16 protein-coding genes are annotated in these 13,857 nt (G+C 37.6%); 2 read left to right on the top strand and 14 right to left on the bottom strand.

The genetic code is table 11. The features are described from left to right. Positions 1–268: 268 nt before the first annotated feature. A complete protein-coding gene (locus tag ACIQZD_RS23230; protein ID WP_402906791.1) occupies positions 269–1,081 on the bottom strand; it encodes an alpha/beta fold hydrolase in 813 nt (270 codons plus the stop codon). A gap of 303 nt (positions 1,082–1,384) precedes the next feature. Between ACIQZD_RS23230 and ACIQZD_RS23225 the strand changes: the two genes are divergently transcribed. Next, positions 1,385–1,861, top strand: a complete 477-nt coding sequence (locus ACIQZD_RS23225) for a hypothetical protein (protein ID WP_402906789.1) — start codon at positions 1,385–1,387, stop codon at positions 1,859–1,861. A 477-nt stretch (positions 1,862–2,338) separates the two neighbouring features. Here the strand turns inward: ACIQZD_RS23225 and ACIQZD_RS23220 are convergent, their stop codons facing one another. The 12 genes from ACIQZD_RS23220 to ACIQZD_RS23165 all read right to left on the bottom strand — a co-directional run bounded on the left by ACIQZD_RS23220 (position 2,339) and on the right by ACIQZD_RS23165 (position 11,967). Then, positions 2,339–2,611, bottom strand: a complete 273-nt coding sequence (locus tag ACIQZD_RS23220) for a hypothetical protein (RefSeq protein ID WP_402906787.1) — start codon at positions 2,609–2,611, stop codon at positions 2,339–2,341. A 256-nt stretch (positions 2,612–2,867) separates the two neighbouring features. After that, positions 2,868–3,296 carry a cytidine deaminase gene (locus tag ACIQZD_RS23215; RefSeq protein WP_402906785.1) on the bottom strand — a complete coding sequence of 143 codons (429 nt, stop codon included), beginning with the start codon at positions 3,294–3,296 and terminating at the stop codon, positions 2,868–2,870. A gap of 210 nt (positions 3,297–3,506) precedes the next feature. Then, positions 3,507–3,914, bottom strand: coding sequence for a GNAT family N-acetyltransferase (locus tag ACIQZD_RS23210; RefSeq protein WP_260357148.1), 408 nt, complete (start codon positions 3,912–3,914; stop codon positions 3,507–3,509). A 199-nt stretch (positions 3,915–4,113) separates the two neighbouring features. Further along, entirely contained in the window at positions 4,114–4,824 is a 711-nt protein-coding gene (locus ACIQZD_RS23205; RefSeq protein WP_402906782.1) for a VOC family protein, read from the bottom strand. A gap of 253 nt (positions 4,825–5,077) precedes the next feature. Beyond that, positions 5,078–5,515 carry a hypothetical protein gene (locus tag ACIQZD_RS23200; RefSeq protein ID WP_402906780.1) on the bottom strand — a complete coding sequence of 146 codons (438 nt, stop codon included), beginning with the start codon at positions 5,513–5,515 and terminating at the stop codon, positions 5,078–5,080. 480 nt (positions 5,516–5,995) lie between these two features. After that, positions 5,996–6,643, bottom strand: a complete 648-nt coding sequence (gene catA, locus ACIQZD_RS23195; protein ID WP_402906778.1) for a type A chloramphenicol O-acetyltransferase — start codon at positions 6,641–6,643, stop codon at positions 5,996–5,998. Positions 6,644–7,388: 745 nt separating this feature from the next. After that, entirely contained in the window at positions 7,389–8,633 is a 1,245-nt protein-coding gene (locus ACIQZD_RS23190; protein ID WP_402906776.1) for a serine hydrolase domain-containing protein, read from the bottom strand. An 82-nt stretch (positions 8,634–8,715) separates the two neighbouring features. Continuing rightward, the gene (locus ACIQZD_RS23185; protein ID WP_317779035.1) at positions 8,716–8,943 is read right to left on the bottom strand and encodes a hypothetical protein; all 228 of its coding nucleotides are present in this window, start codon (positions 8,941–8,943) and stop codon (positions 8,716–8,718) included. Positions 8,944–9,039: 96 nt separating this feature from the next. Continuing rightward, on the bottom strand, positions 9,040–9,609 hold the full coding sequence (locus tag ACIQZD_RS23180; protein ID WP_402906772.1) for a nucleotidyltransferase domain-containing protein: 570 nt from the start codon (positions 9,607–9,609) through the stop codon (positions 9,040–9,042). Positions 9,610–9,812: 203 nt separating this feature from the next. Continuing rightward, positions 9,813–10,298, bottom strand: a complete 486-nt coding sequence (locus ACIQZD_RS23175) for an HIT family protein (protein WP_402906770.1) — start codon at positions 10,296–10,298, stop codon at positions 9,813–9,815. A gap of 762 nt (positions 10,299–11,060) precedes the next feature. Then, positions 11,061–11,528 (bottom strand): VOC family protein, encoded by a 468-nt coding sequence (locus ACIQZD_RS23170; RefSeq protein WP_402906768.1) that lies wholly within the window; start codon positions 11,526–11,528, stop codon positions 11,061–11,063. A 232-nt stretch (positions 11,529–11,760) separates the two neighbouring features. Then, entirely contained in the window at positions 11,761–11,967 is a 207-nt protein-coding gene (locus ACIQZD_RS23165) for a DUF5316 family protein (RefSeq protein WP_402906766.1), read from the bottom strand. A gap of 288 nt (positions 11,968–12,255) precedes the next feature. Here ACIQZD_RS23165 and ACIQZD_RS23160 point away from each other — a divergent pair, with 288 nt between their 5' ends. After that, the gene (locus tag ACIQZD_RS23160; protein ID WP_402906764.1) at positions 12,256–12,423 is read left to right on the top strand and encodes a hypothetical protein; all 168 of its coding nucleotides are present in this window, start codon (positions 12,256–12,258) and stop codon (positions 12,421–12,423) included. Positions 12,424–13,117: 694 nt separating this feature from the next. Here the strand turns inward: ACIQZD_RS23160 and ACIQZD_RS23155 are convergent. Beyond that, positions 13,118–13,857, bottom strand: a 740-nt coding sequence (locus ACIQZD_RS23155) for a fibronectin type III domain-containing protein (protein WP_402906762.1), incomplete at its 5' end; no start/stop codon positions are given.

Here is a 13,857-nt window from a genome sequence, read left to right as displayed (position 1 = left end):
TCCAATTATACTCTAATACACCACATTATCCCATTTAACCTATTTATCATTTTTTTTCTTCTTCAACTAAACTGCCCCGTTAGTTCCATAAGAAAAAGGCTGCCCTAGCTTCTCCCTTATCCTTGGTTATTTGTAAACATCCGCAAAAAAAGAACTGGTTAATCTCAGTTCCATTTTAGAAAGTCTTGCACTGTATAGGTTTCCCAGCCATCTTGAGCTAAAAATTCCAATTGTCTTATTTCCTTCAGTTTAAATTCCGTCTTGGATATTAACGTAGAACCTCGTGCAGCCTCTCAGCAAACTTCTTATGCAGCTCAGAATTGTAGCCCCCATGATGCCCTGGAAACTCCACAAAATTTGCTCCTAGTTGTTCCGTTAAAGCTACCGAGCATCCATAAGCAAAAAATTCTCGTGAAGCAATGCCACCGGCTGGAAGTACCTGTATCGATGAAGATTTTAATACATTCTTCAATTTATCAATATCTAGTGAATAGTTTATAATCCCCGGGATCTCATGTTCAACAAAGTACGTTGAATTATTTAAAAGACGCTCCGTTATCGCATCCTTCGATTTCTCGGAGTTAATTGTGTCCCTTTCCGAATTTGACAATAACTTTAAGACCTCACTTTGATGATTCTTCTTAAGGGATTCCAAGAATAGCTTTGCCTGTACTAGCTCATTGCCGAATAATAATTGCAATAAAACAGGTTCGTGTGGTATCAATATTCGTAGTTGCTCCGGGTGGCGTATGGATAAATCGAGTCCGATGACAGCACCAGAGCTGCTTCCAAATACGTATGCCGGTTCATCGGTCAAGTTAGCTAGCAGACGGTGAGCGTCGTCGCTATGTGTCTTCACGTGGTAATTCTCAGTTTCATTGAAGAGACTACTGCGGGAATGTCCACGTCGGTCGTAGGTAACCACTGTGTACCGGTTAGCAAGATTGTCTGCGACAAATTGGAATTTATCTGCGTCTCCACCTCCACCATGAATCATCAAAAGTAGAGGACCAGAGCCACGTACTTCATAATAGAGTTTCGCCCCAGACACTGCCAAAGTTCCGTTCCTGATTCCTATCATTTATATCTCCCCTCTCCTATTTTTCTATTTGCCCTTAGACATTACCTATATAACAATGTCGTAATTCTATATATTCTTGGGTAACTTTTATAATTCCTTCTTCAACTAAACTGCTCCGTTAGTGCCATAAGAAAACGACTTTAATGGGTATGAAAAAGAGATGAATAGAACTATAAAAACAAAAAAACTGGTATGTAACCAGCTTATTGGGTAAACAACAGTTGAAAAAAAAGGAAATAACCCCATAATTATATAATGAGGTTATTTTTCCGTTTTCTAAAAACTTTTTAGGAGGACTCGCTCGTGTTTATAAAAAAATTTACTGTAGGACTCCTGCTTTTAGTTAGTCTTGCTGCTTGTGACAACGAACATATCACTAATCCTGAAAAGGTAAATAACCAAGAAGGGATAACAAAGGCAGAACCTACAAGAACTAACAGCCTTCCTGAAGCAGCCAAGTATCATATATATGGTGGCTGGATAACAGATAAGTCATACATAATGATTTCATTATCCGATAATAAAGGCTATATATTGGAAAATATCGGGAAGAAAAACGAAAAAAAGGATAGAAAATATTTCAAACTAGCAGAATCAACGGATAATAAAATAACTGCCATAATGCCTAGTAAAGAAGGATCAAACAGGAATTCATTTTTCACTTTAGAGTTAAACAAAGAAGAAAACGAATTAACTATCACAATGCCTAACGAGAACCCAGTTACCTATATAAAAGCAACGATGGATCCAGAGGAATTTAATCCTGAGTTTGTATGGTGAACATTATATGTAGAGTTGAAACAAAGTTTGATCAAATTATTCCAAGAAACCTTGATAAATGAATAAAATAGAAAGAGCATGTTTTGAAAAAAGATTAATCAAAACATGCCCTTATACTATTTAGTTTCAATTTTATGGTATAAATTTACACATTAGTCCTCATTTCCTTATAGAACTAACCTGCCCCGATAGTTCCATAAAGAAAAAGCTACCTTAAAGACAGCTCCGATCTTCAGCTAACGCACCCGTTAGTTTAAGTACAATCCTTCACAAAATAACTTTGGAATAGGAAAAAGAGGTGTCGCAGTTACCTCCATTGTTCAACTCAGCTCCCTATTGTTCAATAAGGTCAATGAGTTTGACTGATATTAGAAGGCCGTTAATACCTAACTTATTCAATTACAAGCAGAATCAGTTCTGGGACTAAGCTTTTTTAATTATCTCGTTAACTATTTCATTAGCTGAATAAGGGTATTATCAGTCGTATGAATTTAAAACCGTAACGGCCACTAAGATGATTCCAGAAAAAAAAGTAGCTATTGCATTCAATGATATAGCTGCGATTTTTACTTTGCCTTTTTGTGCGAAAAAGGACAGTATCAATCCTATAAAAGGAGTGGACATTGCTAAATAAAATGCATTCCCCCCCATTATGCCCATTTTTCCGGCTGCACCACTGAATATCAATAAAAATACAAATAAACTAAGGAAAAAGAAAAAGAAAGAAATGCCTGTTAATGCTTTTTTCATCTTTGATCGCTCCTTTCTTAACTAACATATAGGAGTATTATACATTTTTCTGTAAACTAATTACCTAAAAGATCCATTATTAAAAAATAATGGGTCTTTCCATATATTTTTATATGTTCTAGTAAAAACAGTAAAACCCTTCCTTTTTAGCCGTTTCTTATTCAACTATCCTGCCCCGATAGTTCCATAAAAAGCTGCCTTAAAGACAGCTCTAATCTTCAGCTAACGCACCCGTTAGTTCATTAAGGTTTTTCATTTATGATTCTCGACTATATTTAAGTGGAATTAGTTCACCAATTTTAGTTTTCTGTAACTCGCCATCTATATCTAAAACAACAAAACAATCTGGTGAATAATCGGAGATTAATTCCCTACACATCCCACACGGACTAACTACTCTTAACTCTCTATTTTTTTCATCTGAATATGGATGTCTAACGGCAACAATTGTATCAAAGTATTTTTCTCCGTTTGAAATTGCATTTCCAATCGCGATAGCTTCAGCACATACTGTAATCCGTCCAATGTATGCTTCTATATGTACCGCAGAGACAATATTTCCCGACTTTGTTTTTAACGCTGCTCCTACATGATGTCTATCATCATCATAGAGGTGAGTAATTTTACTTTTAGCTTCATCAATTAATTTAAAATCATCTTCTGTTAAAGGATAAGTTTTCATCATTTTTCCCTCATTTTTTCTTATTTACCCTCAAAGTATCTCTATATTCTAACTTAAGAAGAAGTGTTTTTTATGATAAATATGAGGTATCATCATGTTTTTACTAAAAATCCTTGTTGAACTATCCTGCCCCGATAGTTCCATAAGAAAAAGGCTGCCGCAGCAACTCCCTTTTTGAAGTAAAGCACCCTTTAATTAGACAACAAATTAAACTTATCGATTTATATTCTTTGTCATACCAATGGTAAACTTCTCAAATCCAAAAGTTTCATAATATGATTCCAAACTTTCTACACACATAAGTTGAGGAATTACTCGATTTTGCTCACAATGTTCAATTATTCGGTTCAACATTTCTTTGCCGACTCCTTTGGACTGGTAGCTCGGTAGTACACACACTCCACATACCACTCCAGTAATCACACCATCTGAAATAACACGTCCCATACCCACTAACTGTTGTTCATCAAAAGCATAAATTGCATACCAACTTTGAGTGCACATTTGTTTCAAATCATTAACTGTTAATTTAAGTGAATTCCATCCTAAAGATTCATATAAGGTTAGTAATTGCTTAAAATTTTCAGGAGGTTCTATTGTATAATGTATAGGTTTTTCCATATGAGCACCTCCCTGGGTTTTTGTATCTTACAGCTTAATCTAAACACATTATTTGTATGATTTTCACATATTTTCTTCCGCAAACCTGCCCCTTTAGCCCAATAAGAAAAAGAACTGCTGAGTGAGGCAACTCTCTTATGGAAGTAAAGCACCCGTTAGTTCATTATTGATCTCTACTGAAATGGTATTCTAACAGATATTACGTTTCAGAAAATAACTCTCCCTTGTGCTCGTCCCGATTTATCTGAAATTCATTATCGGAATTGATAATTATTTTATTGTTATTTATTAATGTAATCTCAAGAGGAAATATGGCAGATGTTTTATCAGAAAATATCCATCTTCTCCCAGGTTGAGCTAATATAATAAATATTCCATTCCTTCTTTCCCCCATGAAATTAAGGGATTTTCTACTTATTGGATCATTGTCACGCTCGGTCAAACCAATTTCATTTAATTTTTCACTTACACTTATAGTGTCCTCTACGATTAAACCTATTTCACTTATGTTTAAAATACTTTTAACAGAAAAAGGCTCAATACTATCTTCAGCAATTTCATATCTTGAAATAAATTCTACTATATTACCAGAAGGATCATAGAAATAAAGAGCATGGGCAGGTAAATGAGCAAAATTAGCTTCATCTACCCCATCTTCAACAAGTAAACTTACTCTTTCTTTTGCCCATGATTTTGCTTCATAAAATTTGTTAGCTGGTATGTTAAAAGCAAAGTGATAATAGGGGTTATCTTCTACTTCTTTTGTTGTAAACTCAAATTCACCTGTACCAACAGAAATTCGAAAGCTATTCTTATCCTCATTAATTAGAGAAAAGCCTAACGTATTAATATAGAAATTTTTCATTTCCATTAAACTGTTTGTCTGTAAAACAATCGATTTAATTTCCATGGATAATAACACCTTCCTTGTATATCTAATTATGTAGCAAGTCTATTTATAAAACGTATCGATATTCCGATTAAAACATAATTATCCATTTAATCCAATTTATTGATATATACAAATTCATCTTATTGTTGCAGTTGTAACCTCGCATATAATTGTTTGTAACTATCCTGCCCCGATAGTTCCATAAAGAAAGAGCTGCCTTAAAGACAGCTCTAATCTTTAGCTAACGCACCCGTTAGTTGATGAAGGGACACTATTTTTCATTCATTAGTTTTCCGCCTTTTGACTGATAAACTCTCAATGACTTTCCTTGTTCAGTTTGTGGATAATACTCCACTTCACAGTAGTAGTTACCTTCTTCTACACCCTGATAATTCTTAGGAAACATAATGCCATTCTTTCCAAAGTTAACTTCTGTATGTCCCCCTCTTGTAATATCGAATATGACGATTTCACAATCCCCTTTATATTGTTTCGTCCTATCAGCTAAAACGTTAGGCAGGTCTAACAAAGAATAAACAAACAGGAATCCTGATAGGAGAAATAAAAAGGCGACTCCAAGAATGTCCTTGATCGGTATCTTATACGAATCTCCGTTTTTCTTTTTCAATTTATAAAAATGCCAAAAATAAGCCGACATCCCTACAAGCATTACAAATGACAAGATTAGTAAAGAGAAATACTGTGCCAATTTCCTTCAATTCCTTTTTTATAGTTTCTTCTTATACGTTTCCCGAATCAATGATGTTTCAATTCACCCGTTGCCAAATTAACCAAAAAAGGAATGGGACCTTATGGAACTATCCTGCCCCGTTAGTTGTACGAAGACACAAAGATAAGTACATTGGGGACATGAATTTGAGTACATAGAGTTATTAATCCACTCAAAACCGCACCAATTCAATCTCTAACTGTTTTGAGATACAAAATCGAGTACATTATATACAGTCATATAAATTTATCTGTAAACACAAAGGGGAAGGCAATATCTATACCCTCCCCTTTTTCGAACACAACTTATTTTTTTAATCTTCTTGATTATTTTTGTGATCCTTAATGAACTAACGCACCCGTTAGTTTAAGTACATTTATTCACAAACTTTGGTTGTAATTCTATAAAAAAAGGAACTGCTTTCACAGTTCCCCTTTTAGATATTTTCCCAATGAACAACTAGAGCCAGTCTGCACTTTCATCAGCAAACCTTTGTAAGTCATTCATAAAAACACTTGCATGATAACCATCACAAACAGCATGATGAATTTGTAACGAAACAGGTAAGTACAATTCATCTTTTATTTGAGAATATTTACCCCCAGTTATAATGGGTAAGAGAAAATCTCCACCATTATTAATATTTAAATTAAATGCTGTAAAAGAACTCCAAGGGATCATAGATATCGGAATATTATTATCTGGTATAGGAGTCTTTGGAAATAAACTACCCGTACCATTGTATTCTTCTACATCTTTTTCATACTGAGTATGAAATTCAGAAAACCTATTTACATTTGGTGACCAGATGCTAGAAAATGTGTATGTCTTCTTATCAAAAATTGTATAAGAAGGCAATATTTCTGACCAATAACCTAAATTCCCTTCTGGGTTAAAACTGGTTCTAAATTCTCGATGGGAATTAACTATTTTTGTAATCATAAAAATAAACGCAGGATATAACTTATAATTCTTCTTCTTTAAGTTCTTCATAAGAACAGTAATATTAATTTCATTCGTTATACTGAATGTTGTTTGTTGTTGTAAATAGTGTTCAAAGTACTCTTTTCGATTCCAATTTTCACGATCAATTATATTGAATTTCATATACACGCCTCCTAATATGTTTTATTGGATTTAGGAGGCTATTTCCTCTGCTTTTTTCATGACAGTCATCCTTTTGTAAACTAATTTATACCACAACATTATCAAGTATTCCTAGACTAAAATCAACTCACAGATATTACTTTCTTCAACTAAACTGCCCCTTTAGTTCCATAAGGAAAAACTGCTTTAAAGGACAGTTTTTATCTTAAGCTAACGCACCTGTTTTTTCAGAAAATTGTCCTTATAAACGTCACGACTTTATTTTAAACATCCCATCTTTTTTACAAACATCGTGACTTTATTTCAAAGCCACAGCATGATGGTTCCAGTAGCAACCAAGAACCCTCCAACATAAGCTGATTTTCCTTTTATTATTCCAAAATGGATGCAAACAATTTACAAAGAAATGGGGTTGAGTGGTAAGCCCTCTTAAGAGAGGTTTTGGTATAAAATGTATTTTGTTGGAAGACAATAATATTAACCAGCTACTCCACTATTCCAACTTAAAAGGCCCTTCTCATAATCGAGAGGGGCTTTTTTGTTTTATAAAGGTAAATCAAAATTTAGGTCTAACCTTCTTAACTAATGTAGATTTGAAACAAAGTTTGATCAAATTAATCCAAGAAACCTTGATAAATATATAAAGAGCATTTTTAAAGGCAACTTTTGCTTCCAATCGGCCGCCAGGGGGCTGACCGTTGGGTGTCGTGGGTTGAGGGCGGGCGTACCAGGCGCGGGCTCGGTGTCAGTCTTCGATTGCCTGGTAGACCATGGTCCAGAAGTCGTGGATAAGCCGCGCTGAATCCGGGGTGGACATCCCGACCTGGGTGAGCAGGATTCCGGTGAGCTGTTTGTCCGGGTCGGCGTACGTCGTGGTGCCGGTTCCACCGTCCCAGCCGAACTGGCCGATGGACGCGTAGTCACCACGGTAGGTGCGCACCGCCATCCCGAAGCCCCAGCCGCCGTGCTGCCCTTGGCCGTGCGACAAATGGACGTTGTTTTTGGCCAGGGCGTCTCGGGCGGCTTGTTGCTCGGGCGTGAGGCGGTTGGTGGTCATCAGCTGGACGGCGGGCCGGGACAGGATCCGTTCGGTCCCGTGCATCCCTTGGTTCAGCAGCATCCGTAAATACGCGTGATAGTCGTCGACGGTTGAGAGCAGCCCACCGCCACCTGCTTGGAACGCTGGAGGTCGGCTGTAGCGTCCGCCTGCGGCCTCGTCCCACATGATGAACTCTCCGGTCTGCGGATCGGGGTTGAAGGCGGGCGGCAGCCGGTCAATCTTGTTGGCGGGCACGTAGAAACCAGTGTCCTTCATCCCCAGCGGATCGAGGATGCGTTCGCGCAGGAACGTCTCGAACGTCTGACCCGTGACTCTGGCGACGAGCACGCCGAGCACTTCGTTGCTGACGTGGTATTGCCACCGCTCTCCGGGCTGGTAGCTCAGCGGGAGTGTGCCCAGGCGGCGCATCCACTCACCCGGCTCGGGCAACTCCGCCCCTGGCGTGTCATATATCCCACTCTCAAAGATCGCGTTCTGGATCGGGGAGCCCATCAACGTAATATCCACTCCGAGCCCGAACGTGGAGGTCAACAAGTCCCGTACGGTGATCGGCCGCCGTGCCGGCACGGTGTCGTCCAGCGGGCCGTCGGCCCGTTTCAGCACCTGCCGGTCGGCGAGTTCGGGCAACCACGTATCTACTGGGTCGTCCAGATGCAGCTTGCACTCGTCGAGCAGGATCATCACCGACGCGACCGCGAGCGGCTTGGAAGTGGACGCCAACCGGAAGATCGTGTCCCGGCGCATCGGCGCGCCACCGTCATGGCGCATCGTGCCGATCGCTTCGACGTGCGTCTCACCGTACCGGCTGACCAGGGCGACGAGCCCAGGAATCTTCCCGGACTCGACATGCCGTGCCAGCACGTCGCGCATTCTGCGTAGCCCTGTTTCGGATAAGCCAGTGTTGCTTTGTCCCGTTGTAATCTTTTTCATTTGGTTTCCCTCTCTTTACTTTTTTATCAGCCCTATTGTTCTACATCTTTTGTTATCAATGCTTGAAAGCGTGTTCGATGCATCAAAGAGACTGAATATTGGCAATCAAAAGATGACTCACATCCTGTTCTGGGTGATCAGAATCGAGAAATGTCCTGCACTTAGCATAGAGCCATATGTTCATCGGACGTTTATTCTCGGTTTCATCAAATTCAAAGTCACCATTATTCCGTAAGTAATCTTCTTTGACAACCGTTGTCTTGCCCGCCCCATTGGAGCCGAGCAGGGCGAAAATACTGCCCTTATCCATTTAAGCACCCACCTCCATATTACCTAATTATGTATATTCTAGAAGTAAATACAAATTCCTTCTTCAACTATCCTGCCCCTTTAGTTCTTTATGACATTATGTTAAGAATTGAAGCCATTTGTGTTCTGGTTCGTGCAATTGTATAGCGTAATGAAGCCATTTTTTCCTCTGATTATCTAGTTTGTCTATTATCTCCATAAAGTCTTGATGGTCTTTTTCTCTTGTGTTTTTTACTTTATATAAAAGTACAATTTCTGGATTTAGATAAGGAATGCCTGTATCAGAATAACTCCAAACTGACTTAAGTGGATGGGAAATCGTTAAATCCCTTCTGAATTTCCAATCATTTTCCTTTGTTTCATTTAGAAGAACTTCTAATTTATCTCCATTTGACTTATTCAAAGCGTGTATTTCGTGAATAGGTAACTCTAAAAACTCATTTTCCCAAGTGTAGAATTTACCTTTAATAACCTTTTTAAAATCCCATTCTTTGAGATATTCCTTCAGATATAATGGGTCTTCTCGAAATAGTGCAATCTCTATATCTTGATGTTCTCTTGTTTCTCTGCCGATAAAAAGGTCAATTGCCCAACCACCTGCAAAGAACCACGTTTTATTAAACCCTGACATTAAAGAAGTAATGCTATGACATTGCTCAAATGGCATATGAATCCCCCAGACTTAAAAACTTATATCCTTATCTATTCTTTTTCTATTTTGAAAAACTTCTTTACTGAATCCTTATGCAACTATCCTGCCCCGTTAGTTCCATAAGAAAAAGCTGTCTTAAAGACAGCTCCGATCTTCAGCTACACCCGTTCATTAAGAAAAAGAGCTACCAAAGCGACTGTTAGTGGGACAAGGAAGGATTAAGTGTATAGTTCTTTTTTTAAAGCCTTAATTCCATCAATTACACTTTTTACATTTTCATCAGTATTCAATTTGTTTCTTGCATGGAGCAAAACTGGTCTAACAGATTCCACAGAACGTCCAAAATCGTACATCCATTCATATCGAGGAACCATCCAAGTATGAAAATGGTGAGTAGTATCTTCATTATAAAAGTAATAAACATGTTCTATCCCTAATACTTCCCTTTGAGCTTTTCTAATCTTAGATAATAAGTTTATGTAATCAACCTTTTCTAAGTCATTTAATTCGTCAAAGCACTTAATATGGCGTTTAGAGGCTAAAATTACTAAACCTTTAATGGGATATGCAACGTCTTGGTGAGCATGAAAATATTCAGTTTCGACTATTACACCACCATCCGGTTCTATTTCTCCACTTGTTAAAGCACAACTTAAACATTCGACTTCAACTGTTTTTCCATTAGACAAAGTAATTTCCCTCATAATTCCCTCCAAAAACATAATATTAACTCTCTTAAAAAGATAAAAATAAACAAACCCTTGTTGAACTATCCTACCCCGTTGTACGAAGACACAAAGATAAGTACATTGGGGACATGAATTTGAGTACATATAGTTATTAATCCACTCAAAACCGCACCAATTCAATCTCTAACTGTTTTGAGATACAAAATCGAGTACATTATATACGTCATATAAATTTATCTGTAAACACAAAGGGGAAGGCAATATCTATACCCTCCCCTTTTTCGAACACAACTTATTTTTTTAATCTTCTTGATTATTTTTGTGATCCTTAATGAACTAACGCACCCGTTAGTTCTATAAGACTTATTGTAGAGTTAACACAAACTATGTATTAGCGATCGGCTTTTTTCTTATCAAAATCTCCCCATAACCAACTAAAAAGGCAATGAAATGCTACGAAACAGAATGCGTATGCTAAATTCTCTAACCAATTTATCGTTTGCCCCCTGAAGTATTGCAGACCAGAGCTTGCAATATACATGAGTATGAAACCCACTATATAACTAATGAAAAATCTTTTCTTTGTTATTGCCATAAATACAAACCACTCCTATTCTTCGGCAGGCAATCCATCTAACCTGCCCCGATAGTTCCATTAGAAAAAGGCTGCCACAGTAACCCCTTATAGAACTAAAGCACCCATTAGTTCCATAAAGAAAAGGATTGCCACCAATCCCCTTGTTAAACTCAATAATCCGTTACTGAAGCAGAGCAGAATTAGTTGTGAGCAGTATTTCGTCTATACCAATCCTCTAATGACATGTCTCCAAAGTATTCCTTAAAGTCCAATCTTAAAGGAGCAATCAATTCAAGAGCATTTCCGTCTGGGTCATCAAAATAAATAGCTGCGTGAGCTTGTGGATTGTTATCAAGAACTAATGGTTGTTGTTCCTCAGTTAAGTCAAAGGTTGTACGAATTTCGATTCCTTTACTATTTAACCAATCTTTTGCTGATGTCATGTCCTCTATATCTATTTGTAAAGCTACATGGCGTATTGAAGGATGGTACGGAATTTCTACATGGTTTGTTTCCCAAAGACCAAGCCAACTTTTACCTTTCTCAATCCAGAAGAAAGCTAATTTATCATTTTGATATGCAATTTCTAAATCTAACTTTTTATAAAATTTTATTGAGTTTTCAAGATTACTTACAGGTAAATGTGCCTCGTAAAGACCCTTTATCATTTCTCGTCCCACCTCGTTATGATATCTATAAATTCCTTATATTTACTGTATCATACCAATATTTGGATTATCCAGATATTAGCCTGAATCAAGCTACATTTATAATTGTAGTTTTTGAGTAAAATCAGAATTTTGTTGAACTATCCTGCCCCGTTAGTGCCATAAGAAAAAGGCTGCCTCAGCAACCTTCCTTATTGAAGTAAAGACCCGTTTGTTGACGAACAAAGTATTGTTATACAAAGTATATTAATCCAGAAATCCCCAAAGATATTACAGCTATGAGACCCGAGATTAATGCTAATTTCGTTCTAAAGCTTCGTTTTCTTGTTGTTTCTGAATGAAAATTTGCTCTTTGTTGTTGTCCACCGGTCCATGCTCCGATAAAAACGCCTGAAATAACAATACTTACTATCCCAACAATAAGAAAAAACTGAAACATTAATAACTCCCCCTTGTGAGGCTCTTATGTATTTTTATTACATATTATACCATGGGATTCATTGGGTTTCTTATTGAACTATCCTGCCCCGTTAGTTGCACAAGTAAAATTCCATACTAGATTCATTTAGTTGATAACACAAAGTTACAATAACACAAATGCAAAATGTAAATTTTGAGTACACTCATAATAGACATTTAAAAATGCCAGTTTAAGTGGATTTTGTTTGTAAAATTTAAGTTGTATAATAAATGAAGTAGATAAGTAGGTTGAAAGGAAGAGTTAGTTATGGGAAAAGGTAAAAAAATAGGGTATGCCCGGATCTCCTCAAAAACGCATTCAGCTTTCTCTGCAGCTTCTTTAGCTTTGGCTTTGGCTTCAGCCGCTTTTTCTTCTGGAGTTTTTGTTGCTTCCTCTGCTTTCGCTCTTTTGCTGTTCTCCCATAATCACCAATAATTCCTCCCCTATCTTGCAATTCAATTAAGGTGAGTACTCTATATTAATGATTCAGTTCAGCGTTTAGTTAATCTATACTCCACTTTTTTCACGCTCCACTATACTTTCAGCTGCCGCCATATTTGCATTCATACTGTATAAGCCTTCATATTCTTTAGGAGCTCCACCTTATGTCAAAAAGAGTTTAGTATCTGTGATCCATCCCCATAATATATAAAGGATGTATCAACGTACCCGTAAGATTGTACAGTACTTACCGGTTAGCATAGGTTGCTACTCGCGGGGATCTATCTGCCTTCATGATTTTTGGACCATGCGCGGGCTTGGCCTCGCCACGAGAAATGCATCCCTGGCCTTTGGGTTCCTCTCTTTATCCTCGGCCTTAGCCTTGTTCTCCTTGCCTTGTAGACTTGTTGTGATGTCCGAGCGAGCATAGGTCGCTACTCGCGGGGATCCTAGGTTGGACCTCATTCACCTCTTTATTATTTATGAGTCCTAAAAGGTGTGTTCCTCTAAAACACATACGCTTTCCTTATCTTGTAAAGAACATATACATTCAAACTGCTTCTTCCATGTTCTCCTCTTGAAATCGGAGAAAAGAACGGGTTTGTAAGTGAAAAGAAAATAGCCCCCTCCTGTATGAAGTGGGGGCTTTGATTTTGTCAGCTTTTTATACATATTCAGGTAATAATAATTAAGGTTTGGCACTAATTATTGTTGTCCAACCACTGTATACCTTTGTTGTGCCAACCGTTCTATATGCTCTTAATTTATAATAATATGTCTTTCCTGTTGTTAAACTACTATTTGTATAATATAAGGAAGTTGTGCTTTTTAGTAGATTATATGTTCCTGAGAATGATGTAGACCTGTAAAGTTCATAGCCACTTGCTCCAGATACAGAGACCCATGTCAGCTTTAAGCTGGTTGAACTTATTCTGGTTGCCTTAAAATTAGTTGGAACAGTTGGTACTGGTTTTGCAGTAACTACAGTTGAATAATTACTATATACCTTCATACTTCCTACGGTCCTGTAAGCTCTAATTTTGTAATAATATGGTTTATTCGTTGTAAGTCCTGTATTAGTATAACTTGTTGAGGTTGTTGATCCTGCAAGAGAATAAGTCCCTGTGCTTGATGTGGCCCGATATACTTCATACCCACTTGCTCCACTTACTGCGGTCCAACTAGTTCTTACACTATTATAGGAAGAAGATGCGGCTTTAACTGAACTTGGTACAGCTGGTATCGGTTTTGCCGTAACAATAGCTGAGTAATTGCTATAAACTTTCGTACTTCCGACCGTTCGGTATGCTCTCATTTTGTAATAATACGATTGATTGGTTGTCAGGCCGCTATTCATAAAACTTGTGGATGTCGTCGTTCCAACCTTAGAATACGTACCTGTGCTTGATGTCGATCGATAAATCTCAT

This window comes from Peribacillus sp. NPDC096447, assembly GCF_044762725.1.
In the GTDB taxonomy this organism is placed as follows: Bacteria; Bacillota; Bacilli; order Bacillales; family DSM-1321; genus Peribacillus.
Note: the sequence above shows the minus strand (reverse complement) of the source record. Positions and strands in the feature narration are given on the sequence as shown.